This is a genomic window from Streptosporangium sp. NBC_01469, from assembly GCF_036227305.1.
GTDB lineage: Bacteria > Actinomycetota > Actinomycetes > Streptosporangiales > Streptosporangiaceae > Streptosporangium.
On sequence record NZ_CP109465.1, the window covers coordinates 10,175,314 to 10,199,178 of the forward strand.

The following is a 23,865-nucleotide window of genomic DNA, read 5'->3' on the forward strand; positions in this document are numbered from 1 at the left end:
CTCGCATTTTCCGGTGTTCGGTTGCCACCGACGGCCGAGAGGCGGAGCGGCCCCGCGCGGGAGGCGGAGGGCCGCGGTCGTCCGTGTCTCACCGTCCCCTCACGTGAGTCCCGGCCCTATCACGCCAACGACCATCACACGCCCGGTGTTCCGTACATTTCCGTATCCCGGGGAATCTGGCCAGATACCCGGAACGCCCGCTCAGGTACCCGCGCCGATCACCCGCGCGGCGGCGAGGTAGGCGGCGAGCAGGCTCTCGGCGACCGCCGTCACGGTCTCGTCTCCGGGCAGGAAGTACGGGCTGTGCAGCCCCGACGCCGTGTCGGTGCCCACGAACAGCATCAGCGACGGCACGACCGACGCGAAGTGGGCGAAGTCGTCGGCACCGCAGGAGCGCAACGTGGCGGGCATGTGGTGGGCGACGTCGACGAGGATGCAGCCGGTCTCCTCTGCGAGGCGGGCGTCGTTGACGAGCACCGGCTCCCCGTGCGTGATCCGCACCTCCGCCTCACAGCCGTGGACGCGGGCGACGCCCTCGGCGACCTCGCGGAAGCGGTGGTGCAACTGGTGACGCCAGGGCTCCGACATCGTACGGAGGGTGCCGCGGGCGGCGGCCTGCCCCGGGATCGCGTTGGGGGCGGAGCCCGCCGACACGGTCCCGAAGGTGACCACCGTCGGCGTCATCGGGTCGGCGTCGCGACTGACGAGCTGCTGCGCGGCCACGATGATCTGGGCGAGCGCCAGGACCGGGTCGCGGGACAGGTGCGGATAGGCCGCGTGCCCGCCCTGCCCCCGGACGATGACGGTGAACTCGTCGGAGGAGGCGTTGACCGCGCCGGGAGTGCAGGCCGTCTCACCGGCGCCGAGCACCGGCTGGACGTGTGCCGCGATCATCGCGCCGACCTGGTTCCTGCGCAGCGCGCCCGAATCGACGATGTCGCGGGCACCGGAGGGGTGGGTCTCCTCGCGCGGCTGCAGCACCGCGACCATCGGCGCCGGTGCCCGTACGCGGTCGACCGCCCGGGTCAGCGCGACCAGGGCCGCGAGGTGCACGTCGTGGCCGCAGGCGTGCATGGCGCCGTTGCGCGAGGCCCAGGGCACGTCCGTCTCCTCCGGGATCGGCAGGGCGTCCAGCTCCCCCCGCACCCCGACGGCCAGACCTTCGCCGCCGACGCGCAGGAGCGCGCCGGTCACGGCCACCCGCTCCATCGCGCCGCCCTCGGGCAGCGCGTCCAGCACACGCTTGAGCGTCGGCTCCTCCTTTCCCGACACACACGGCTCGGCGTGCAGTTCCCGCCGCAGTTGGAAGGCGGCGGGCAGCTCGGCGTGGAGGGCGGCGCGGAGCCGCTCGTGGAGCTCGTTCATCGCCTCTCCCCGAACCGGTGGGCGTCGTGGCTGACCCTCACGCGTCCTCCTCGGCGAGTGCGCGGACGTGAGTGCCGATCATGGATCTCCCTCTGCTGTGCGTGGTGCCGTTCTCGTGGTACGTGGGTGAGTGGTACGTGGGTGAGTGGTACGTGGGTGAGTGGTACGTGGGTGAGTGGTACGTGGGTGAGTGGTACGTGGGTGAGTGGGCGCCGTTCTCGTCGTACGTGGTGTCGTTCTCGTTCTCGTCGCCGGCCCCGGGGCCGGTCACCCGGTCACCCGGTCTCTCCAAGGCCGTAGACGCGACGGGCGTTCCGCGCGCCGATCATGGTGGCGACCCGGACCGCCTGCGGCTCGCTCCACTCGCCGTCCGCGACGAATCCCCCGAGGACGCGGGTCATCGCGCGGCGCCAGAGCAGGGCGCCCAGATGGTGGAGCTCCGCGGGCCCCCAGGCGTCCGAGGAGAAGAGGATCTTGGCGAACGGCGCGAGCTCCAGGCTCTCGGCCACGACGGCCACGCTGCGCGCCCCGGTGTGGTTCACGCCCAGCCCGACGTCGAAGTAGACGTGCGGATAGACCTGAGCGAGATAACCGGCGTTGCGGTGGTACGGGTAGCAGTGCAGCAGGAGCAGGGGGACGCCGCTGGGCTCGGCGAGCTCGACGAGGCCGCGCAGCAGCAGGGGGTCGGAGCGGCGCAGGTCGATGTCGGGGTCGCCGTACCCGATGTGGAACTGGAGCGGCAGCCCGCGCCCGATGCCCGTCCAGATGAGGTGGCGCAGCAGCACCGGGTCGTCGACGCGGACCGTCCCGGTCCGCGTCGACTCCCGCAGCCAGCGTCCGGCCGCCGCCACCACCTCGGCCGGGGTGGGCGGGGCGGGGTCGACGTCGAGCCCGTACCGGTAGGCGACGATGCTCTTCAGGCCGCGCGCCGTACGGGTGCGCTCCCACAGGGCCGCCTCGAAGCGAGCGGCGAACCCGGCGGCGTCCGTTCCCTCGGCGACGACCCCCTCGGCGACCGACTCCAGCCGGACGACCTCCTCGACGGGCCGCCCCGTGAGGGCCGCCATCGGTGCCGGGCCGAGAATCTCCTCGCCCCCGTAGCCGGTCTCCAGGAGGAAGTGGCCGACTCCGGCGGCGGCCAGCAGGCGCCGGTTCACCTCCCCGGCCCCGAGTTCGGCGCGGCGGGCGAGGTAGGTCTCCGGGTCCGGGTGCGGGTCGAGACCGAGGACGGGCGCGCAGTGCCGCAGGACGGCGAAGCCGAGCTGCGAGTCGAACTGGGTCATCCAGGCGGGCACCGGCCGGTCGGATTCGGTGATCAGCTCCTCGAACCGCCTCCGCGACGGGTCGCCGTCCAGGGCGCCGTGGACGTGGTGGTCCACCAGCGGTATCGCCCCGATCGCACGCCCCAGGGACCCGGCCTCCCCTGCCCCGGTCGCACGCTCCCGAGCCTCGGGCTCCCCCACCCCGGCCGCGCGCTCCCGAGCCTCGGGCTCTCCCACCCCGATCGCACGCCCCAGAGCCTCGGACTTCGCCGTCCCGGCCGCGCGCTCCAGGGACGCGGCCCTCGCCGGAGAGTCCACGGGTGGCGGGATCATGTCGGAGCGCTCCTCGAATGTGCGGTGTCGCTGGGATACGAGGTGCCCCTGGAAGGGGGTTGTCATGCCCGGGTGCCCTGTCAGGCATGTCACACCGGGTGCGTCGTCCCCCGGGCGGACGGTGCGGCCTCGACCGGCGCTACCGGGCGTCACAGCGTGGTGATCAAACCGCCGTCGACGGTGAAGTCGGCGCCGGTGACGTTCGCCGTACGGTCGCTGGCCAGGAGCAGGACGAGGTCGGCGACCTCCTCCGGGGTGGTGAACCGCCCGGTCGGCGTGGTGCCGACGGCCTTCTTGGCGACGGCCTCCGGATCACCGCCCACGACGCCCGCGACGGTCGCGGCGATACCGTCGTCACCGAGCCAAAGGGCGGTGGCGACAGGCCCGGGACTGACCGTGTTGACGCGTACTCCGCTGGGACCGACCTCCTTGGACAGCCCCTTGGAGAAGTTGGCCAGCGCCCCCTTGGCCGCGCTGTAGTCGAGGACCAGCGGGTCGGGCAGCGACGCGTTGACCGAGCTGACGGTGACGACGGCACCGGCGCCGCGGTCGAGCAGATGAGGCAGGGCCGCGCGGGTGGTGCGGACCGCGGAGAGGAAGTTGATCGTCAGCGTCTCGATCCACTCGTCATCGGTGATCGACAGGAACCCGTCGAGCCTCGGACGTACGGCACCGACGTTGTTGACGAGGATGTCCAGGCCGCCGAACGCGGAGACCGCCTCCTCCACCAGCCGCGCCGGGCCGTCCGGGGTGCTCAGGTCGACCCGCACGGGCCGTACGGGAAAGTCGACGGCCAGCTGGGCCAGCTCGCCGATGACCTCGCGGGCTCCGGCGACCACGCTCACGCCCTCCGCGGCGAGCGCACGGGTCACGGCCAGGCCGATGCCCTTACTCGCGCCGGTGACTACAGCGATCTTGCCGGACAGATGCAGATCCATCGGAGACTCCTCGGCGGTCCGCGAGTCCGGGACTACCGGACGTGACAGGGCTGGTCATACCCATGTGGCCCCTGGAACCACCGGTACGGCCCCAACGGCGCCTGCTCCTAAGGTCACGAAACGGCATTCGATGATGTGGCCGTCACCGGCACCGGCCACCACGACTCCCCCATCCGCCCCGCCGTCACGGGCCGCCCGCGAGGCTGAAGGTTCCGGCCGCCTCACCCGCCGACCGGGCGCTCCACCTCACCGGGCGTCGCACCCGCCCCCTTCCCCCGGGTGGCGTACGCGAGGGTGAGGGCGACGACGGCGAGCGGGAAGACGGTGGCGACGAGGATGCCGGTGCGCAGACCGGAGCCGCCGTCCTCGGGCAGCGCGGCCGACAGGGTGGTCAGGAACCCGTCGGCGGCGGAGGAGGCGTCCGCGGCGGCCCCGGCGATCCAGGGACCGGCCGCGCCACCGGCGTCGCCGAAGACGGCCAGCACGCCGAACATGGCCGCGCCGCCGAGGGGGAAGCGGGCCGCGGCGAGGCTGAAGGTCCCCGGCCACAGGAGGCTGACGGCCAGGCCGCACACCGCGCAGCCGATGAGGCTGACCACCGGGTTGGAGGACAGGCAGACGACCAGGTAGCAGACGGTCGCCAGCGCGCCGCACGAGACCATCGCGGGCACCAGCGGGATCCTCTCGCCCCACAGGCCGTAGACGATGCGGCCGATCCCCATCAGGACCGCGAACAGGCATGGCCCCGCCAGATCACCCCACACCTTGGAGACGCCCAGCCCCTCCTCCGCGAAGAGGGAGGACCACTGCGACATGGTCAGCTCGGCCGCGCCCGCGCAGAGCATCAGCACGACGGCGGCGGCGAAGGCGGGAGCCCCGAAGAGCGCCCGCAGGGAGGTACGGTGCTCGTCGGGCACGGTCGCGGGCAGCGGCACCCTCAGGAACGCCACCATGTTGACCAGCGGGACGATCGCCCAGGCGACGGGCAGGACCTGCCAGGCGTCCTGGCCGATCCAGGCGAGCAGCAGCGTGCTGCCCGCCACCACCGCGACCTGTCCCCAGCAGTAGAAGGAGTGCAGCAGGCTCATCGCCGCCGCCTTGCCCTCCTGCGGGCTGGGCAGCGCGTCCACGACGGGACTGACGAGCACCTCCAGCAGGCCGCCGCCGACGGCGTAGACGACGATCGCGACACACAGTCCCAGGTACGGGGAGGGCGACACGGCCGGGGCCACCGCCAGCAGCACCAGTCCCAGCGCGGACAGGATGTGGGCCAGCACCAGCGGGACCCGGTAACCGGTCCGGTCCACGAACTTCACGGCCACGATGTCGGTGACCAGCTGGGTGGCGAAGTTGAGCAGCACCAGACGCCCGAGCATCTCCAGCGGCAACTGGTAGCGGCTCTGGAACACGATGAACAGCAGGGGGGCCAGGTTGTTGACGATGGCCTGGGTGACATATCCGGTGTAGCAGGCGCGGCGGGTGTGGTCGTACGTCGTCATGGGTGATGCGTGTCTCTCCCTGGGGGGCTGGCCGCCCCGCACACTACGGGGCGGGCCGACACGGCGGCACACCCACCCCCGGCGTGAAGGACCGCCAGGTCATCGGGGCATCGAGGCATGGGGCATTGGGGCATCGAGGGTCGATGGCTGGGAGCCGGGGGCAGGGGGCAGGGCCGGGGCCAGGGGCAGGGCCAGGGCAGGGGCCAGGGCAGGGGGCGGGGTGGGAAACCCGCTCCCGGCGAACGCGACCGCTCCGGGCCTTCCGGCTCGCGTGCCTCTCTCGGTCCCGCCGGACATCCGCGCGATCATGCCCTGCGAGCCTTTCGGTCCCGCCGGACGGCCGCGATCCCGGCTGGTGGGTCTCTCGGCCTGCCGGACGGTCGGTGGATCCCGGTCGCGCGATCCCGGTCGGTGGATCCCTGCCGGTGGATCTCTCCGGCCCGCCGGACGGCAGTGCGATCCCGGCCGGTGGAACTCTCACGCCCGCCGGACGGTCGGGCGGCTCCCGGCGCGCGGTGCCTACTTGAGTTGCAGGACCGGGGCGACGGCGGGACGGGGGCGAGTGGGGGCGGGGAGTCCGAGGACGAACCAGACGATCTTTCCTCCGGAGGGAGGATGGGCGACACCCCAGTCATCGGCGAGGGAGTCGACGATCTGGAGGCCCCGGCCGCCGGTGGCGTCCATGTCGCGGGCACACAGGCGAGGAGTTCCCGCCCCGGGGTCGAAGAGCTCGCCCCGGACGAGGTTCCCGCCGCCCCGGATCCGCAGCGCGCACGCGGCACCGCCGTACCTGACGGCGTTGGTGACCAGCTCGCTGACGATCAGCACGCAGTCGTCTATGAGATCGTCCGCACCCCACAGGGAGAGCTCCCGGCGGACCAGCGAGCGGGCGTCGCGCACACTCGTGGGGGCGGCGGACAGCAGGCACTCGCCTACGTACTCGTGGGCGACGTCGAGGGACGCCGCGGATGAGTTGTGCTGGAGAGACACTGCGCCTCCTTCGAGTGGGAGCGCTCCCATGACAAATGTAGAACATTCACTCACATCTGGGAATTGATTCCTCCCTAATTGTTTCCACCACATATCGCAAAAATTAGGGAGATTCACTTCATCGCACGACACTCAGAAGATTCCCGACATTCGTGATGTTCGTGACACTCGGGAGGCTCCTGACACTCAGCGGACGGGAGCACCAGCCGTCCACCTCCACCGGGAACCCCACCGCTCCCTCCCGGGCGGGCTCCCCTCCGTCCACGAACCCGCCCGTCCGCAAACCTGCCCGTCCGCAAACCTGCCCGTCCGCGAACCTGCCGGTCCGTCCCCCTCCGCGAACCCGCCCGCGTCGTCCCTCCGGCCGCGCGAGGGCGTCAGCCCAGCTGGGGAAGGACCTTCGCACCGAAGGCGTCGATGTAGGCGTCCTGCTCCTGGCCCACGTGGTGCAGGTAGATCTCCTCGAACCCCAGGTCCGCGTACTCGTTGATCCTGGCGGCGTGCCAGCCCAGGTCGGAGGAGACGTTGACGACCTCGGCGACCTTCTCCGGCGAGACGTCCGCGGAGACCACGTCGAAGAGCTCGGCGGTCTCAAGATCCCAGCTGACCGGCGGGGAGAAGGTATTGCTCCGCCACTGGTCGTGGGCGATGGCCATGGCCTCGTCGTCACTCTCGGCCCAGCTGAGGTGGACCTGGAGCGCCACCTTGCCCTTACCTCCGGCGTCCCGGTAGGCGCCGATGACCTCGCGCAGCCGGTCGACCGGCCCTCCCACGGTGATCAGCCCGTCGGCCCACTCCGCGCACCAGCGGGCCGTCTCGACGCTCACCGCCGCGCCGACCAGCTTCGGGGGGACGTCCGGGCGGGTCCACAGCCGGGCGCGGTCGACGGTCACCAGGCCGTCGTGGCTGACCTCCTCCCCCGCCAGCATCGCCCGGATGATGTCGACGCACTCCCGCAGCCGCTGCTTGCGAAGCTCCTTGCGCGGCCAGTGGTCGCCGGTGATGTGCTCGTTGCTCGCCTCACCCGTGCCGAGGGCGGCCCAGAAGCGCCCGGGGAACATCGCCCCGAGGGTGCCGATCGCCTGGGCGATGATCGCGGGGTGGTAGCGCTGGCCGGGGGCGTTGACCACGCCGAACGGCAGGTTCGTGGCCTGGAGCGCCGCGCCCAGCCAGGACCAGGCGAACCCCGACTGCCCCTGCCGTTCGCTCCACGGGGAGAAGTGGTCCGACGACATCGCCGCCCCGAACCCCGCCTGCTCGGCCCGTGTGACCGCTTTCAGTAGCTCTGCCGGATGGATCTGCTCGTGTGAGGAATGGAAGCCATAAGTCGCCATCGTCTCCGGCTACCCGGAAGGAGGACGTCCATTCGGACGCGCGCGCCCGATCGGGCCGTACGGGCGACCGGGGAGCCGGTCCGCGCGGGCGGGGGATGCGGGCGGAGGCGCCACCTCCCGGGGCCGCGCGGAGCCGCCGCCCACGCGGACGAGGAGCGCGGGTGAGGGCGCCACCGGCTCAGGCCCCGCCCATACGGACGAGCGGCGCGGTACCGCCCGGCGTCCCGGACGGTACCGCGCCCGGACCTCAGAAGGCCGAGGTGTAGGTGACCAGCGAAGGCCGGTCGACACGGGTGGCGGCGTTGTAGCAGACCACGTTGCGGACGAACGCGTTGCCGCCGCTGGTGTTCCAGATGGTCTGCAGGTTGCAGAACTCGGGGCCGGTTCCGTACGCGGTGACCTGGACCTGGTCCTGCAGGATCCCGACCCTCGGGAAGGTCACCAGGCGCTGGCCGAGCCCGGAGCCCTGGATCGTGTTCACGAATCCCTGGGAGTTGTAGTTCACGGGCGGGGGCACCGGCGCGTACGGGCCGGGGTTGGCCGGGGTGTTGTCGAAGGTGTAGGCGAAGTTCTTCGGCGGGATCGCCGCGCCGGTGATGGCGCGCTCACGCTGGTAGGTGAGGGTCCATCCGGTGTTGAGCGGCACGTTCGTCGCGTTGTGGCAGCGCACCTGGACCGCCTGCGCGCCCACCCCCGGAGCCCAGGCGCCGACCTTGCAGCGGGCGGGCTGGCTGGGGTTGACCGCGGTGACCTGGAGGTTGCCCGCGAAACCCGAGGAACCCAGGCCGGGCAGGGTGACCGTCCAGACGCCCGCGCCCCCGCCGACCGTGTTCACCGCCCCGGCCGAGTTGAACTGGGTGGCGATGGCGGCGCCGTTGTAGTGCACGTAGCCGAACGCCTGCGGCGCGGGCAGCAGGCCGGTGCTCTGCTCGAAGACGATGCTGTACGGGGTGAAGACCGGAGCCCCTCCGTACCGGTAGCACTGCACCGCCACGACCAGGTCGGTGCCCGAGGGCCCCCAGTTCTGCGCCTGGCACCAGTAGGCGGTATCGGAGATCGCCGTGACGTGGACCACGCCGCCGGTGATCGCGATCTGCGGGAACCTCACGAACGTCTGCCCGACCCCGCCGGGAGTGACGCTGACGTTGAAGCCCGCCCCCCAGCTGCCCGCCTGGTGGTTGGGGTCGGGGATACCCGAGGTCACGTTGACCACGGCGAAGCCCCACCGATTGGGAACGGAGGCCTGCGCGCCCGTGGCCACCGCGGTGACGCTCGCGGCGAGCATCGCGATGACACACAGGATTTGGAACATGACTCTTCGTAACTGCCGCATGCCGTACTCCATCGACTCGGGGGGTGGGGCGATCGGACGCGACCGTGGCACCAGCATGTGGAAATGTCTGGAATCACAGTTCGTCCTGAGCTCTTGATAACCCGCCCGCCCTCCCTTGAAAAGACCCAACCTGACGGGTGAGATGACTTCGTCTTCCCTGATCAGGTCAGGGTTCGGACCAGATGACAGCTCTCTCATCGAGAGATCGTCCGGTCGTTTCGCCGAGTACCGTATGAACATTGCACAGCCGATCCGCCAGGATCCACGAGACGGGGTGTGAGACCGTGCCGGAGCCCGAACCGAACGTTCCGCGTGTCATGTGGCAGTTGCTGGAGCCCCTGCACGCCGTCACCTATTTCGCCCCCGAGGCTCGGGCGGCGGCCGACGCGGTCGGCATGCGCGGCTTCTGGATGGGCTACTTCGCGGCCAGGGCTGCGCCGCTCGGGCCGGTCGGCCCCGGCGTCGTCACGGCGGCCTTCCACGGTTTCCCCCCGGCCAGGGTCGCCAGGGCGCTGCCCGACGCGTGGACGTTCGCGACCCCCGGCGATGTGCTGCGCGCCCGGCTCGACGGGGCGGGAGCGGCGCTGCGGAACCTGCTCACCGACAAGGTGATCGGCTCTGACGACCTGCGCGCGGCGGCGGACCTCGCCTGGGAGGCGGCCGGGCTCGCCGACACCGCCGGCCGGGTGCTCGGCGCGGCCAACCAGGCGCTGCCCGCGCCCGACGAGCCGCACCTGCTGCTCTGGCAGGCCGCGACCACGCTGCGCGAGCACCGGGGCGACGGGCACGTGGCCGCCCTCGTCGCCCACGGCGTCTCCCCCGCCCAGTCCCACCTGCTCAAGATCGCGGCGGGCGAGACGGACCCGGACCAGCTGCGCCTGGCACGGCGCTGGGACGACGAGGAGTGGGAGGCCGGTGCCGCCGCCCTGCGCGAGCGCGGGTGGGTCGACGGTTCCGGCGTCCTGACGGCCGAGGGCGCGCGGGAGCGCGGGCGGATCGAGCGGCTGACCGACGAGGCCGCGGCCACTCCCTGGCGGGCCCTGGGAGACGAGCGCACCTCCGCGCTCGCCCTGCTGCTCCACCCGCTGACCATGGCCGTCCTGGAGTCGGGCGTCATGCCGCCCTCGAACCCGATCGGCCTGTCGTGGCCACCCGCGGAAAACGAGGACGGCCGGGGGCTCACGCTCCCGGCCGCCCCGTCGCGGATCGGCTGAGAGGGATCAGCCGAACGGCAGCCGTAGGACGGACTGGTTACCGATGCCGAGGTTGACGGCACCGTTGCCGATGGCGTTCCAGACCTCGACCCTCACCTGGCCGTTCGACAGGTTGCCGAGCGTGCCGGAGGAGGACTGCGGGCCGGTTCCCTGCGTGTAGTGCTCCCAGCCCGTCGCCGGGTCGGTGGCGAAGTACCCGTAGGTCTCCACCCTGTCCCAGCTCCCGTTGCCGGTCAGGTCGTAGGAGACCCGGACCTGGGTGCCGTTGGCGACCGAGGTGCCCGCGTCCACGAAGAGGTCGAACGCGGTGGCGCCTCCGTTGTGGGTGGCGGTGAGGCCGGTCGCCGTGAAGACCCGGGCGTTGGTCGGGACGCCGTCGTGGTTGCCGTTCGCGGCGGTCACCGCGAGGCTGCCCGCCGCGCCGGCCGTGCCCGGCAGGCCTCCGCCGCTCTGCAGGTAGCGCGTCGCGGCGAAGCCACCCGGATCCGGCGTGGGAGTCGGGGTCGGGGTCGGAGTGGGCGTGGGGGTCGGGGTGGGCGTCGGGTCGGGGTTCGTGGTGCCGCCGCCCGCGTTGCCACCGCTCCAGGTGAAGGCGCCGGAGGTGGCCGTCTTGCCCGCCGGGACGTTGAGCACGGTCCCGTTGGAGAAGGTCACCGTGAGCGGGCTGCCGGTGATGTTGGACGCGACGTAGGTGCGCGCTCCGTTCTTGTTGAACACCTTGGCCAGCGGGTGGTTGGCGGTGATGGAGACGTCCACCGTGCCGAGGGCGGCCAGGTTGCGGATCCAGTGGAAGGTGTGCGCCCTGCTCTCCCCCTCCTCGGGGGTGTAGGCGCCGGCGGCGCGCAGGTTCGCCAGGGCCGCGTCACCGTTGCCCAGCGCCTGGAACTCCCACAGGATGTCCCGCCACACCGTGGGTGGCCCGCCGTTGTTGCGTACCAGCTCGGCGTAGTTGGTGTTCACGTAGGCGGGGTTGTCGCCCAGGTAGAAGTGCCCGCCGGTGATCGGGAGCATGTTGATGCCCTGGATCATCTCCGGCTCGCCGCTGAACCAGGTGGCGTACGCGCCGCCGCTGCCCCAGACCATGCCGACCGTGCTGTGGCCGAAGGCCGCGGGGAAGTTCTGGTCGCGCACGTCGAACCAGTACTCCTGGATCGCCGCGTTCTGGGTCGTGTAGATGAAGATGCCCGCGTCACGGACGGCGGTGTTGCCGGTGGCCTGGCCCCACTGGATGAGGGCGTTGGCGAAGTTCATGCCCTCCGACGACGACTCCTGGTTGTTGCCCGAGCCGAACGAGCCGTGCCCGGCCGCCCAGTCGTGGCCCGCGTAGATGTCGAAGTCACGCAGGTACGGGAAGCGGGTGTCGCTCCGGTCGTAGTTGTTGGCGTCGCGGATCAGCAGGTCCACCATGCCGCCGTACTGGCTCGTCCTCGCCCAGTTGGGGTCGAACTTGGCCAGCGTCGCGGCGGCGGCGATGTAGTAGCCGTAGTGGAAGTGGTGGTCGTTGAGCTCCAGGTCGGAGCCGTAGGAGGCCGGGTAGCCGAGCAGGGTTCCCCAGCTCGGGTTGTAGTAGAAGACCCGGCTGGTCTTGCCCGGCGTGGCGGTGAACCAGTCGTTGAGGCGGGTGCGGATGGCGTTCAGCGCGGCGGTGCGCACCGACGTCAGGTTGAGCTGGTCGGCGATCTCCGCGATGCGGGTGGCCCGGCCCAGGCCCTTGCCGGTCCAGTAGGTGTCGTCGCCCCGGATGTCCATCGGGTTGCCGAGCTCGGCGTTGAGCTGGTTGGTGATCGTGGTGAGGTCCGCGCCGGAGCTGTCACCCACCGCGGGGATCTCGGGCAGCACGCCGGTGTACTTCATCGTCGTCTGGAACTGCGTACCGGTGACGATCTTCATCTGGCCGCGCGCCGACACGTACGTCTGCGCCAGCGGCGTCGAACCGGTCAGGTAGTTCCACTGGTGCGGGTAGAGCGCGATGACCGTGCCGGTCTGGGCGCCCTGCCTGGCCGTGGTGGTGAAGGCGTACGTCGTGGTGAGCGAGCTCGCGGCCTGGTTGTAGGCGTACGAGACCCGGGTGCCGGTGACGTGCGCGTGCGCGTACTGGCCGTAGGTGGTGGCCAGGGCCGCGCGGTCGCCGCCCGCGGGGAGCGCCGCCACCGAGAAGAAGCCCCTGCCCGCCAGGGCGGAGCTGATCGTCGTGCCGCTCACCGACCAGGTCGCGCCGGTCGGCGCGTAGGCGACGTAGTCACGGCCGCCGGCGGTGAAGCCGATGGTGGCGCCGCTGTTGGACCACACCGTGGGGGTGCCCGCGGCGGTGATCTGCGCGTCGCCTCCGGTGACCTGGAAGTACGCGAACGGCAGGCCGTGGCCGATGGTGGCCTTCATGGTCCGGCCCGCGCCACTCCAGTACGGGGTGACGGTCCAGTCGCTCCAGCCGTCGACCTTGACGTCCGGCGAGCTCAGGCCCGCGACGCCGACGCGGATGTTCTCGACGTACGGGTAGTGGAACTCGCCGACGCCGGTCGCGGTGCCGCTGATGGCGGGGGTGGTGTTGTAGGAGAAGCCGAGACCGTTGCCGAAGGTGTCGTACGAGATCGGGTGGGCGTGGAGCGGCTCGCTGTACGCGCAGTCGGTCCTCTTGTAGAGGAGCGACGACCACCAGTCGTTGGTGGGCACGGCCCCGGCGGGGGCGTTGGCCGTCACCCACTGGCGGGGGTTGGTGGAGATGGAGCCACAGCCGGCCGGCAGCGAGCGGCCGGCCGGGAGGGTGTCGGCGTAGCTGCCGGCGCCGACCACGGCGGCCTCGGCGGAGCGGGCGGCGCCGAGGCCGAGCAGCCCGGCCACCATCGCGACGACCACACCGGCGGCGAGGCTTCGCCGTCGAGTCCTGAGACGGGCCGCCGACCGGGCGAGTCGTCCTTCACGGGGGTGCGCACTGTCCGGACCCGTGGTCCGGATCGAGGGATCCATTGGGGGGTGCCTCCGGGGAGAGGAATCGGGCTCTGAAGCGGACCGATGTGAGAGAGCGCTCTCTCACCGAAAAGTAACGGGCTGCGTCACGGCAGTCAATGTTTCGCGTTGGTAACGAATAGGTAAAGTACAGAGGTGCAGGCGAGAGGGCGTAAGCGCAGAAAATAGGGCGTTCCACCATCTGGCGATGCCCCCTCGTGCACGCGCATCCCGCATCGCCCCTCTGGCCGACGATCAAGAAGTGGCCCTATCCTGATCTGAGAGCGCTCTCTTAGCTGATCGACGTTCACCGCCGGTCGGCCCCTTGGCGGTGCCCGCCCCACCTCCGGCCCGCCATCGCGAAGAGCGCGCGAGCCCGAGCCGCCGAAGGCGCGGAACGCCGCGCGAGGGACGGGCCCGAGCGGAAGACCCACCTTCCGGCGCGCACGACCTCCGGAACACACCACCGCGCGGACGCGGGATCTGGACAGGAAATCCCCCTCCGGAACACGGCTCCCATCGGGCTCACCACCCGCGAAAGATGGGGTCCGGACGAGAGACCCCCTGGCACGCGCTTCCCGCCGGACCCGTCACCACACGCAGGGCGAGAGACCCCCTTCCGGGACGCACCGCCACACCCGTGCCCCCTCCAGGACCGCACATGCCCGATCGCCGGGACGGGCGCAACTGTCGAGGTGGTGACAAAACCAAGGCTGGACACAGAGAGTGATGACTAATTTACTTTGCGTGACCATCCAGGCACCCCCTGCCCCAGGAGACAACATGCGAAGCAGGAAGCTCACGACCGCCGCGCTGAGCGCCGCCGCCATCGGCGTCGCGGGTCTGACGGCGATGACCCTCGCCGCTCCGGCCACGGCCTCCGTACCCGCCGCCCCCGCCGTTCCCGCGTCCGCCGACTTCACCGGCTACCAGCTCGTCAAGCTGCCCAACGCCAACGTGCCCAACTTCCAGCGCCGCGTGGTCCGCTGCCCCGGCGGCAAGAAGGCCGTCGGCGGCGGCGCCGAGGCGCAGGGCAACGAGGCCGTGCTGGTGGGTTCCTTCCCCACCGACGACGGCAGCGGCTGGATCGGTCTCGGCCGCCAGCCCGGCCACAACGACGTGGGCATCAGCGTCTACGTGATCTGCGCCAACGTCAGCTGATCACCACCCCCGGTGGTCACCGTCCCCTGTGATCACCCCGCTCTGCCCGCGTCCCCTGTGATCACCTTCCCCTGATCACCTTCCCCGTGATCACCGCTACCTGATCAACGTCCCCTGATCAGCGCTCCCTGTGATCACCTCCGCCCGATCAGCGTCCCCTGATCACCGTCCCCGCGAGGAAGCGCCGGCTCCGGCCGGGCCCGGAAGGGCCCGGCCGGAGCCGTTTCGCTCGTCCGTCCAGAATCGCCCCCGTGGAGAGCCGGACCACCTGGAGTCCGAGAATCCGGCGGCGCTTACCATCGAGTCGGCGGCCATGGACAGGGTGCCCTTGGCCGGCACCTCCTGGATTCCGGGCAACGGCCCGTGAATCCTCCCCCTCGAAGGGAGCAGCCGCCGATGAACAACCCCGACCGGATCGAGACGGAGATCGCCGTGATCGGCGCCGGGCTGATGGGCTCGGCCACGGCGTGGGAGCTCGCCCGTCGCGGTCACGCCGTCACCCTCGTCGAGGCGTACGACATCGGCCACCGGCGCGGCAGCTCGCACGGCACCTCACGGATCTACCGCCGGGCCTACGCCGACCCGGAGTACGTGCGCCTCACCGGCCTGGCCGGGGAGCTTTGGCGCGAGCTGGAGAACGACACCGGGGCGGCGCTGCTCCGCGTCACCGGCGGCCTCGACCTCGGCGCCGGGCGCGACCCCGAGGGGATCGCCCGCCTGCTGGCGGAGGCGGGCGTGCCGCACGAACTGCTCTCTCCCGGCGCCGCGACCGAGCGGTGGCCGTTCATGCGCTTCGACGGGCCGGTGCTGCACCACCCGGAGGCGGGTACGGTCGACGCCGACGCGACGGTGGCCGCCGCGGTGGGCCGGGCGGCCGAGCTGGGCGCCCAGGTGATCGCCGGCGTACGCTTCACCGGCGCGGAGTCCCTGCCCGGCGGGCGCGTCCGGCTGCGCACCGAGGGCCCCGAGGGCACAGAGGGCCCGGAGGTCACCGCCGCCACCGTCGTCGTCGCCGCGGGCGCCTGGCTGCCGGAACTCGCCGAACCGCTGGGCGTGCCGTTGGGACTGCCCCCGCTGCGGGTGACCCAGCAGCAGGTCTTCCACTTCCGCTCGCGCGACCCGGAAGCCCGCTGGCCCATCTTCATCCACGACGGCGACACGCAGATCTACGGGCTTCCCTCCGGCGGCGACGGCGGCCCCCTGCCCGCGGTGAAGGTCGCCCAGCACGACGCGGGTAAACCCGCCACCGCCTCCACCAGGGACGGCGTCGTCGACCCGGCCTCCCGCGCCACGGTGACCGCCCACGTCCGGACGTGGCTGCCCGGTCTCGACCCGGTTCCGGTGGCCGAGGCGAGCTGCCTCTACACCGTCACCCCCGACGACGACTTCATCCTCGACCGCGTCGGCCCCTTCGTCATCGCCTCCCCCTGCTCGGGCCACGGCGCCAAGTTCGCCCCCCTGATCGGCCAGATGACCGCCGACCTGGCCCTCGGCCACACCACCCCCCACCCCCGCTTCGCCCTGCGCCGCTTCACCGGAATCGGCTGAAACGATGCCACCACAGGTACGGCTTCACGCGGATCACCCAGAACACATCGGATCACGTCAGGTGTTCCAGGGACCTGACGCGTTCGGCCGCGAGGATGTAACGCTCGGCGAGAAGCGGCCTCTGCGCGTGAAGATCGGCGAGGTCGGCCCGGTCACGGTCAAGCGCGTCGGCCATGAGCATGGCGCGTCCCCCTTCGAGCGCGACGACGGCGGCGGCGAACTCGCCGACCATGACGTCGGCGAAGGCCGCGGCGGCCGTCAGCCCGTCGGAGCTCACCAGCCAGGTCTGCTTGTACACGCGCGACAGCTGCAGGCGGTAGAGCTGACGGGCCGCCTGCAGAGCGAGTTCGTAAGCTTCGACGGCTTCGGCCCACGAGCGCCGTTCGGTCGCCCACAAGCCCCAGTTCTGAGCCGCTGCGAGTGCCGTCTCGACGCTTGACTCCAGCCCCAACCGGCAGCTGTCGCGGTAAGTCTCGACGGCCCGGCGCCGGTCTGCGGCCAAACCCGTGCGGGAGTGACGGAAACGCGGGCCGGTGGCCAGGTTGTTGAGACGGCTGGGGAGATCCGGAGATCCGGGGAGGGTCGCGGTGACAGCCTGATCGAAAATGCCGACGGCCCGATCGAGATCCTCGGCCGAAGCCATGACGCTTCCCCGATCCATGAGGCTGTTGCCCAGGTTGGTGAGAAACTTCGGCAGGTGCGGCGAGCCCACCGGAGTCAACTCGATTGCCCGCTGATACGCCTCGACGGCGACCAAGAGATCACCGACCTCGATGTCCGTGGTCGCGCTGTCCCCAATCGCGTCAATGCTCACCTCTGCCAGATGCTCGAAGCGCATGCGCCGGGCATTGCCAAGGTTGTTCAGGTAACCGGGCAGCTCCGCCGCTTCGGGTGGCGTCAACTCGACGGCCGCCACAGCCGACCTGATGCTCATGTCGAGCTGGAGGGGACTTCCCGTCCGCTCATACCGGTCAAGCCACAAAATCGCCGCGTTGGAGTGCAACCTGGCCGTCTCCGCCACGTCCGCATCCGCCTCACCAACGGCTTCCATGATCATCTCCAGGGCGCTGTCCAGATCACTGAGATCACCGGTCCGGTCATATCGATCGGACAGGAAAACTCCAAGATTGCCGAGGTAGGTGACTCTGTCAGGACTGTCCGCCGGAGTTTCGCGCACCGCTTGCTCAATTTCGGCGATGGCGCTGTCGAGATCCGCCGGCTCTCCTGTTCGCTCGTATCGTTCCGATAGGGCCACCGCCAGGTTGCTGTGGAACGCGGCGCGTTCCAGGTCACTTTCCGCAGTGGCGATCGCCCGCCGGAAGTTCGCGATGGCGCGCTGGAGATGAGGTAGCCCTCCATCGGCCTTGTACTTGAGGCGAAGCATGCCTCCGAGGGCGTTCAACCTGGCTGCCAGCCTCGGGGCGTCCTGAGGAGTCTCAGACACGGCCTGGCCGGCCGGGTCCAAAGCTCGTTCAAGGTCATCCAGCCGACCCGAGTCGCTGTACCGGTCCCGTAACCGACCAGCGAGACCGCTCAACAGCACGGGGTCCCGCCAGACCGTTGCATCGGCCCCTTCGGCGGCGAACTCGTACACCGCGATCGCCTTTTCGAGAAACTCCCTCAGACCGGTCCGCCTGTACCGCGCGGCGAACACGGCGGCAGCGTCGTCACAGGCTTCGATCCAGCGCTGCCGCCCCAGCGAGAGCCGGTCTGGGTGGGCGATGACCTTGTCCCACAGCAGGAGATCGGCGTCGGCGGTGGCCCCCTTCTCCGCGGCCTCACGCAGACGTAGAAGCAACTTACGCAGTACGGCTCCAGTCATGGCACGGTCCGTTCTCGTCACAACCGCCGGATATTCCTATACAGAGGCCCCCCTTTGACCGTCTCACGTCTCCCACGGCCAGCATGGCGACGTCACGAAAGCAGCGATCGTGAATCACCGAACACTCCCTTCCGCCACTGGAGGCGGCAGAATGGAGGAGGCTGGCGAAAGACGGTGGCGGACATGTTCGATGAAGCGGCGTCCAGGGTCGATCTGGGAATTCTGGCGCAGGTCCACGCGTACTGGTGCCGTACAAGGGCCGAGGCAAGCCCCAATCACAGAAGACGGCCAACTCCGCCCACGCCAAGCTCCGCGGCCCCGGCGAGCGCGCGAATGCCGTGCTGAAGACCTGGCGAGTCCTGCGCAAACTCCGCTGCTGCCCTCTTCGTGCGGGCCAACTGGTCAAAGCCATCCTCACGCTTCAAATGCGCGAGGCAGGATGAAAAAGCTCAAGGATCCGTACCGCATATACGGCATTGACAGTTTGGATTCCGCCTGTCTCGATCAGTTCCATATGAACCAACCGAAATCGCCGGCCTACCTGAAACGGGACCATACGGAGCTGGATCGCGGCCAGTGCTGTGACCGCACAGGTTCACCGGGTTGGATGATTTACAGGTTGTTCAAGTAAAAGTTGACGAGCCGGTCGACGGCGGCGTCGACGTACTCGGGCTCGTCGTACATCTCGTAGTGGCCGGCGCCGTCGATCACCATGAGGTCGACCGGGTTGGGTGCCAGCTTCCACAACTGCATGCCGGACTCGTAGGAGCCGGTGTTGCCGATGCGTCCGGCGAGGATGACCTGCAGCGGCTGGGTCATGAGCTGGTCGACCAGGTGATACGCGTCGTAGCCCAGCAGCAGCGAGTCGCCGCGCGCGAGACGGCGGTTCGTGGAGTGTTCGTTCCTGCCCCGCTCGGTGCGGTAGTAGGTGATTGCCTGGGTCGTGTCGATATCGGTCAGCCCGACTGCTGTGGCTTCCTCCAAGGTGTCGGGCAGCCAGTTCACGCGGGTCAGCTCGCCGGAGCGGGTCTCTTCGATGCGCGCGTCGGCCATGGTGTCGAGTGCGGCCGCCGCGCCATCCGGCTGGAAGCTGCGGAACGACGTGCCCATGTTGCCTGGGACGACCGTGCCGACCGCCTTGATGCGATGGTCCGTGCGGGCGGTGTGCACTGCGTAGCCTCCGCCGGCGCAGATGCCGAGGACGCCGATGCGCTCCGGGTCGATGCCGGGGGTCGTGCTGAGCGCGTCGATCGCGTAGGAGATGTCCTCACCGCGGCGGTAGGGGTCTTCGAGGTCGCGGGGCTTTCCGCCGCTCTGACCTTGATGGGCGGGGTCGAACACGAGCGCCGCGACGCCGCGGGCGGCGAGACGGGATGCGTAGTTCGCGCCGATCTGCTCCTTCACGCTACTGCCGGGCGTGGAGAGCACCACGGCGCGCAGCGGCGCCGCATCGTCGATGCTGTCGGGCAGGTAGAGGTCGGCCGCGAGATCGATCGGTCCGCGCGGGATCGTGATGTGCTGAAGCATCTGATGGCGCCTTTCGCGTCGGTGTTTGTTCCACAGCTGTCCAGTACGAAACACCCTCTGATACAATTTGGAACTAATTCAGAACTGTACCACCTGGACCGATGGAGGGGCTTGCGTGGCGGTTGACGGGGCGCAACTGTGGACACTGAACCAGCGTCTGCTGAGCGTCGTGATGGATGCCTGCAGCGCTGAACTGGCCGAGCTTGGGCTGGAGACGAAGGAGTTCTTCGTGCTGGCCGAGGTGGCCGCGTCGCCGTACCCTGCCGAACTCGCGGCGGCGCTGATGATCCCTAAAGCGAGCGTGACGGTCTACGTCCGCAACCTCGTCGCAAAGGGGTTCATACGGCGCGAGATCGACGACGAGGACCTGCGGCGGCATCGGCTCATACTGACTGCCGAGGGCGAGGCGGCGCGGGACCGCGCGCTCTCAGCGCTCGCGGCGGAGTTCGACCGCAGGCTGGCGAGGATTACCCCGCAGGACCGCACCGATCTGCAGCGCATCCTTCTGGAGATGCTCAAGTCGCCAGAATGAGGCCATGACGACGAGCGGTTGGTCTTCCCGGCGAATGCCTTGCCCGCTGGCGTCCGCCCCAGCGAATGCCCTTCTCACTTCGGATGCGAGCGCGTTCCTTGCGTTCGGCGGCCAGGACGTCGCGGTGACGGGCGTTGGCGTTGCGCCAACGCAGGTAGGCGTGCAAGGCCCGGGTCTGCACGGTTCTTGCGGCGGTTGACACCCCACAGGCGGTCGTCGCAGATGGAGTAGCAGCCGTGGAAGTAGCGCACTCCGTGGGTGCGGTGGTAGGTGGCCGGTACCCGGTCGGGATGCTTGCGTTCGGCCCAGCCCGAGCCCGCGGTGGGCCGGATCCCGAGCGGGCCGAACTCGTCGAAGGCGAACACCCGGTCCGGGAAGCGGTCAAAGACCTCCTCGATCCGGTCCAGCTTCGCCTCACGCTCGGGGTCGGGGGATTCCTTCCAGGTCTTGGTGCGCTGGAAGGTGACACCGCGGCGGGCGAGCAGGCCGCGTAACGCCTCGCGGCCGATGCGAATGATCCGGCCGTGGACTTTCCGCAGGTAGGCGACGAGCTTGCGCAGCGACCAGCGGGTGAAGGGCTGGCCGAGCTTGGCGGGGCGGGTGGTGGCCGTCTGGACGACGAAGTCCTCGTCGTCAGGACTGAGCAGGCGGGGACGGCCTCCCGCCCACCGAGGGTCCAGACAGGCCAGGCCGATCTCGTTGAACGATCACATCGCGCACGGTGTCCTCGTCGGCCTGCACCAGCTGGGCGATCACCGGCACCCGGTTCCCGCCGGCCGAGGCCAACAGCATCATCGCGCGCCGATAGCGCACCGAACTCGTGCTGCCCCGGCGCACGATCTGCTGCAGCCGCTGCCCCTCCTGGTCAGTCAGTCTGCGCACACGGACAGGCTCGGCCACCGCACCTCCAGCAGTCGGATCGGACGTCACCCCACATCCAACCGCCACGACCACCAACCCGGTGAACCTATGCGGTCACAGCAAGAAGGACCGCGCGGGCCGCCGTGAGGCGTTCCGCCTCGTCGCGGCCCGAGTCGACGCCCGAGCCGACGCCCGAGACCTCGTCGGCCCATTCGAGCAGGCGGTGCAGGTGGGAGTCGGTCGTGGCCGTGGCGGGGCGGTGGCCACCGACGAGGACCTCTCCGCCGGTCCCGTCAATGGTGATGAGCGTGCCCTCCGGGAGGGTGCGTCCACCGGCTCGCACGCAGGCGGCGGCGACGTCGACCGTGAGATCCGCGGCTCCCACGACGGCGGGTTTGCCCATCGCCCGCGCGACGACGGCGGCGTGGCTGGTCGGCCCGCCCCTGGCGGTGACGACTCCCGCGGCGGCGGCCAGGCCGTGCATGTCGAGCGGGGAGGTGTGTGGACGGACCAGGATGACCGGGCCGTCGGCGGCCATCCGCGCCGCCTTGTCGGCGGTGGTCGCCACCCTGCCGACCGCGACCCCCGGGCAGGCACCCAGCCCTCGGGTAAAAAGGTCACTCGCGTCGGCCGTCTCCATCCGGGGCGTACGGGCGTGGCGGAGGTGGTGCGGAGATACCCGGAGCAGTGCCTCGCGGCGGCCGATGACGCCCTCGTCGGCCAGGTCGACCGCGACGCGGACGGCGGCGCGCCCGACGAGGTTGCCTGGCCGCGTCTGCAGGATCCACAGCTCGCCCGCCTCGAAGGTGAACTCCACGTAGCACGTGTCGCGGTAGTGCTCCTCGAGCCGGTTCATCGCCTCCAGAAGGCCGGTCCACACCGCCGGCTCCCGTTCGGCCAGGTCGGCCAGCGGCCGGGTCGTCGACCTCCCGGAGACGACGTCCTCGCCCTGGCGGCCGAACAGGACCTCACCGAACGGGACGTTCTCCCCGGTGTTGGGGTCGCGGCTGAACGCGACACCGGTGCCGCTGTGGTCGTCGCGATTCCCGAACACCATGGCCTGCACGATGACGGCCGTGCCGAGTTCGTGTGGGATGTCGTGCAGTGCGCGGTAGGTTCTGGCGCGCGGTGTGTCCCAGGAGGAGAACACGGCCCGGATGGCCGGCTCCAGTTGCTCCGTCGCGTCGTCCGGCACCGATCCGCCGGCCCGTCCGCCGATGAGGGCCTCGACGCCTCGGATCGCGTCGGCGAGGCGTGTCTCCTCGTCGCCGTTGCCGTCGCCGCGTTCGGCCACCTCGCGCGCCACGGCTTCCAGGCTCTCCGGCTCCACGCCGAAGACCGCCGAGGCGAAACCGGACAGGAACCGCAGGCGCGAGTCGAGCGCGAAGCGCGGGTCGCCCGTCTCGGCCGCCAGCCCCGCCGTGGTCTCGGTGGTGAGACCGAGGTTGAGGATCGTGTTCATCATGCCGGGCATCGACACGCTGCCGCCCGAGCGCACCGACACCGCCAGTGGCCGCTCGGAGCCGCCAAGGCGCCGTCGCGTGGCGGCTTCGAGCCCGGAGACGGCGGACGCCAGCTCGGCGTCGAGGCCGTCTGGAAACCGCCCGTCACGGAGGAAGGCGCGACACGCCCCGGTGCCGATGACGAACCCGGGGGGCACGGGCACCCCAAGCCGTCGCAGCACGACCAGGCCGTACCCCTTGCCGCCAAGGACGCTCGCGGTCTCCTCGACGTCCTCAGAAAGCGGGTGAATCCAGGCCATCGATGTAGCATATCGGCGTGCCGAACCCACCCCACGCGACCAGCGCCGACCTGCTGGCGCTCCACACGCTTCGCTGCGTCGGGTTCGCCGGCCTCGCCCGCGTGGCCGAGGCGACGGGGCTCCCCGAGGCCGATGTCGAATCCGAGCTGATCGATCTCGCGGTGGCCGGCCTCGTCACGTACGCCGCGGGTGACTTCGGTGGATGGGGTCTCACCGAGGCCGGTCGCGTCGAGGACGCCAAGCGGATCTCCGCCGAGCTCGACACGGCGGGCACCCGGACCGTGGTGGCCGAGGCGTACGACGACTTCCTCGTGCTCAACCCGGAGCTGCTGGATCTCTGCACGGCGTGGCAGATGCGGTTCGTCGACGGTGTCGCGATACCGAACGACCACACCGACCCGGCCTACGACTCCCGGGTCCTGGACCGGTTCGCGGACTTCAATCGGCGTGCCGACGTCGCCTGCGCGGGCCTGTACGCGGCGATGCTCCGGTTCCAGCGGTATCAGGCCCGGCTCACCGACGCGCTCGCGCGCGCCGGGGCCGGCGAGCTGGACTACGTGTCGGACAACCTTGAGTCGTACCACACCGTGTGGTTCCAGCTCCACGAAGACCTGCTCGTCACCCTGGGCATCCCGCGACACTGAGCTGCCCTGACCCGTCCAATCACTCGACTCGGCCGCGCGATGTATCACCTCGCGCGACCGACTGTTCAGCACGGCCCTGCGCCTTCGGCGGCGGCGCTTTGTTCGAGACCGGCAAACCCTTCGTCATCGCCTCCGGCATCCTCGGCGTGCTCGGACTCCCGTCCGGAGTCGTCGCCACCGAACGCGACGGACTGGCGGATGCCGGGAATCGCGAGGGTCCGATCAGCGGCGCAGGCGGGCGGATGGGCAACGCCCACCACACTCTCGCGCTCGCCGGCCACGGAGTCCGCTCCTCGGTCGTGCGTCTCCCGCCGGCCACGCACGGCAACGGCGACAACGGGTTCATCTCGACCGCGGTCGGATTCGCGCGCGAGAAAGGCGCCGCGGTCTACGTCGGCGACGGCGCCAACCGCTGGCCGTCCGTCCACCGCGACGACGCCGCGCGCCTGTTCCGCCTCGCGCTCGAGTCCGCGCCGGCCGGGTCGGTACTGCACGCGGTCGGCGACGAGGGCGTCCCGATCCGCGAGGTCGCCGAGGTCTTCGCGTCACACCTCGGCGTTCCCGCCGTCTCCGTCACCCCCGAGCAGGCCGGAGAATACGTCGGCTGGCTCGGCGGCTTCTGGGGAGTCGCCGGCCCCGCCTCAGCACAGATCACTCGCGACCTGCTCGGATGGCAGCCGACCTGTCCGGGACTGATCGCCGACCTGAAGGAGGGCCACTACTTCGCCTGAGCGCGTCCGGATGCCACTCTCCTCTGCCTTGCCGCCACCGGCCACTGCCCAGACGAGAAGTTCCGA

The 23,865-nt window shown here is 70.5% G+C and carries 19 protein-coding genes and 2 pseudogenes; 7 read left to right on the forward strand and 14 right to left on the reverse strand.

Translation table 11 applies throughout. The features are described from left to right. Positions 1–201 precede the first annotated feature (201 nt). The 8 genes from OG587_RS44355 to OG587_RS44390 all read right to left on the reverse strand — a co-directional run bounded on the left by OG587_RS44355 (position 202) and on the right by OG587_RS44390 (position 9,033). Positions 202–1,365, reverse strand: a complete 1,164-nt coding sequence (locus OG587_RS44355) for a M20 metallopeptidase family protein (protein ID WP_329084879.1) — start codon at positions 1,363–1,365, stop codon at positions 202–204. A gap of 37 nt (positions 1,366–1,402) precedes the next feature. Beyond that, on the reverse strand, positions 1,403–1,636 hold the full coding sequence (locus OG587_RS44360) for a hypothetical protein (RefSeq protein ID WP_329084880.1): 234 nt from the start codon (positions 1,634–1,636) through the stop codon (positions 1,403–1,405). 4 nt (positions 1,637–1,640) lie between these two features. Further along, the gene (locus OG587_RS44365; protein ID WP_329084881.1) at positions 1,641–2,960 is read right to left on the reverse strand and encodes an amidohydrolase family protein; all 1,320 of its coding nucleotides are present in this window, start codon (positions 2,958–2,960) and stop codon (positions 1,641–1,643) included. 149 nt (positions 2,961–3,109) lie between these two features. After that, on the reverse strand, positions 3,110–3,898 hold the full coding sequence (locus OG587_RS44370; protein WP_329084882.1) for an oxidoreductase: 789 nt from the start codon (positions 3,896–3,898) through the stop codon (positions 3,110–3,112). Positions 3,899–4,119: 221 nt separating this feature from the next. Continuing rightward, the gene (locus OG587_RS44375) at positions 4,120–5,397 is read right to left on the reverse strand and encodes an MFS transporter (protein WP_329084884.1); all 1,278 of its coding nucleotides are present in this window, start codon (positions 5,395–5,397) and stop codon (positions 4,120–4,122) included. Between the two features lie 519 nt (positions 5,398–5,916). Beyond that, complete coding sequence (locus OG587_RS44380) at positions 5,917–6,387, reverse strand: ATP-binding protein (protein ID WP_329084886.1); 471 nt, start codon at positions 6,385–6,387, stop codon at positions 5,917–5,919. Between the two features lie 377 nt (positions 6,388–6,764). Further along, a complete protein-coding gene (locus OG587_RS44385; protein WP_329084887.1) occupies positions 6,765–7,721 on the reverse strand; it encodes a TIGR03885 family FMN-dependent LLM class oxidoreductase in 957 nt (318 codons plus the stop codon). 247 nt (positions 7,722–7,968) lie between these two features. Continuing rightward, positions 7,969–9,033, reverse strand: coding sequence for a hypothetical protein (locus tag OG587_RS44390; protein WP_329084888.1), 1,065 nt, complete (start codon positions 9,031–9,033; stop codon positions 7,969–7,971). A gap of 260 nt (positions 9,034–9,293) precedes the next feature. On the opposite strand from OG587_RS44390, the gene OG587_RS44395 reads away from it, so the two are divergent. Next, on the forward strand, positions 9,294–10,268 hold the full coding sequence (locus OG587_RS44395; protein ID WP_329084889.1) for an SCO6745 family protein: 975 nt from the start codon (positions 9,294–9,296) through the stop codon (positions 10,266–10,268). Positions 10,269–10,274: 6 nt separating this feature from the next. Here the strand turns inward: OG587_RS44395 and OG587_RS44400 are convergent, their stop codons facing one another. Next, the gene (locus OG587_RS44400; RefSeq protein ID WP_329084890.1) at positions 10,275–13,121 is read right to left on the reverse strand and encodes a glycosyl hydrolase; all 2,847 of its coding nucleotides are present in this window, start codon (positions 13,119–13,121) and stop codon (positions 10,275–10,277) included. Positions 13,122–13,994: 873 nt separating this feature from the next. Between OG587_RS44400 and OG587_RS44405 the strand changes: the two genes are divergently transcribed. Then, positions 13,995–14,372, forward strand: coding sequence for a hypothetical protein (locus OG587_RS44405; protein ID WP_329084892.1), 378 nt, complete (start codon positions 13,995–13,997; stop codon positions 14,370–14,372). Positions 14,373–14,768: 396 nt separating this feature from the next. After that, complete coding sequence (locus OG587_RS44410; RefSeq protein WP_329084894.1) at positions 14,769–15,920, forward strand: FAD-dependent oxidoreductase; 1,152 nt, start codon at positions 14,769–14,771, stop codon at positions 15,918–15,920. A gap of 52 nt (positions 15,921–15,972) precedes the next feature. On the opposite strand, the gene OG587_RS44415 is transcribed toward OG587_RS44410, so the two are convergent. Beyond that, a complete protein-coding gene (locus OG587_RS44415; RefSeq protein ID WP_329084895.1) occupies positions 15,973–17,718 on the reverse strand; it encodes a hypothetical protein in 1,746 nt (581 codons plus the stop codon). 263 nt (positions 17,719–17,981) lie between these two features. On the opposite strand from OG587_RS44415, the pseudogene OG587_RS44420 reads away from it, so the two are divergent. Continuing rightward, a pseudogene (locus OG587_RS44420) lies at positions 17,982–18,185 on the forward strand (transposase family protein); the annotation flags it as partial. Between the two features lie 169 nt (positions 18,186–18,354). On the opposite strand, the gene OG587_RS44425 reads toward OG587_RS44420, so the two are convergent. Further along, a complete protein-coding gene (locus tag OG587_RS44425) occupies positions 18,355–19,269 on the reverse strand; it encodes an alpha/beta hydrolase (protein ID WP_329084897.1) in 915 nt (304 codons plus the stop codon). Positions 19,270–19,384: 115 nt separating this feature from the next. On the opposite strand from OG587_RS44425, the gene OG587_RS44430 reads away from it, so the two are divergent. Next, positions 19,385–19,801 (forward strand): MarR family winged helix-turn-helix transcriptional regulator, encoded by a 417-nt coding sequence (locus OG587_RS44430; RefSeq protein WP_329084900.1) that lies wholly within the window; start codon positions 19,385–19,387, stop codon positions 19,799–19,801. Here OG587_RS44430 and OG587_RS44435 read toward each other — a convergent pair. Further along, a pseudogene (locus OG587_RS44435) lies at positions 19,785–20,701 on the reverse strand (helix-turn-helix domain-containing protein). The gene OG587_RS44430 and the pseudogene OG587_RS44435 sit on opposite strands and share 17 nt — an antisense overlap. Positions 20,702–20,768: 67 nt before the next feature. Then, positions 20,769–22,424: a pyruvate, phosphate dikinase gene (locus OG587_RS44440; protein WP_329084901.1), complete on the reverse strand. Its 1,656-nt coding sequence runs from the start codon at positions 22,422–22,424 to the stop codon at positions 20,769–20,771. A gap of 17 nt (positions 22,425–22,441) precedes the next feature. Here OG587_RS44440 and OG587_RS44445 point away from each other — a divergent pair, with 17 nt between their 5' ends. Then, complete coding sequence (locus OG587_RS44445; RefSeq protein ID WP_329084903.1) at positions 22,442–23,068, forward strand: transcriptional regulator; 627 nt, start codon at positions 22,442–22,444, stop codon at positions 23,066–23,068. A gap of 65 nt (positions 23,069–23,133) precedes the next feature. Here the strand turns inward: OG587_RS44445 and OG587_RS44450 are convergent, their stop codons facing one another. Further along, entirely contained in the window at positions 23,134–23,349 is a 216-nt protein-coding gene (locus OG587_RS44450; RefSeq protein WP_329084904.1) for a hypothetical protein, read from the reverse strand. 18 nt (positions 23,350–23,367) lie between these two features. Here OG587_RS44450 and OG587_RS44455 point away from each other — a divergent pair, with 18 nt between their 5' ends. Beyond that, positions 23,368–23,799 carry a hypothetical protein gene (locus tag OG587_RS44455; RefSeq protein WP_329084906.1) on the forward strand — a complete coding sequence of 144 codons (432 nt, stop codon included), beginning with the start codon at positions 23,368–23,370 and terminating at the stop codon, positions 23,797–23,799. The last annotated feature ends 66 nt before the right edge of the window (positions 23,800–23,865 follow it).

Excerpts from the sequence above, each read along its gene's own strand:
- OG587_RS44370 (WP_329084882.1), bottom strand. The coding sequence starts at position 3,898 with ATGGATCTGCATCTGTCCGGCAAGATCGCTGTAGTCACCGGCGCGAGT.
- OG587_RS44355 (WP_329084879.1), bottom strand. The coding sequence starts at position 1,365 with ATGAACGAGCTCCACGAGCGGCTCCGCGCCGCCCTCCACGCCGAGCTG.
- OG587_RS44405 (WP_329084892.1), top strand. The coding sequence starts at position 13,995 with ATGCGAAGCAGGAAGCTCACGACCGCCGCGCTGAGCGCCGCCGCCATC.
- OG587_RS44390 (WP_329084888.1), bottom strand. The coding sequence starts at position 9,033 with ATGTTCCAAATCCTGTGTGTCATCGCGATGCTCGCCGCGAGCGTCACC.
- OG587_RS44375 (WP_329084884.1), bottom strand. The coding sequence starts at position 5,397 with ATGACGACGTACGACCACACCCGCCGCGCCTGCTACACCGGATATGTC.
- OG587_RS44425 (WP_329084897.1), bottom strand. The coding sequence starts at position 19,269 with ATGCTTCAGCACATCACGATCCCGCGCGGACCGATCGATCTCGCGGCC.
- OG587_RS44410 (WP_329084894.1), top strand. The coding sequence starts at position 14,769 with ATGAACAACCCCGACCGGATCGAGACGGAGATCGCCGTGATCGGCGCC.
- OG587_RS44440 (WP_329084901.1), bottom strand. The coding sequence starts at position 22,424 with ATGGCCTGGATTCACCCGCTTTCTGAGGACGTCGAGGAGACCGCGAGC.
- OG587_RS44365 (WP_329084881.1), bottom strand. The coding sequence starts at position 2,960 with ATGATCCCGCCACCCGTGGACTCTCCGGCGAGGGCCGCGTCCCTGGAG.
- OG587_RS44385 (WP_329084887.1), bottom strand. The coding sequence starts at position 7,721 with ATGGCGACTTATGGCTTCCATTCCTCACACGAGCAGATCCATCCGGCA.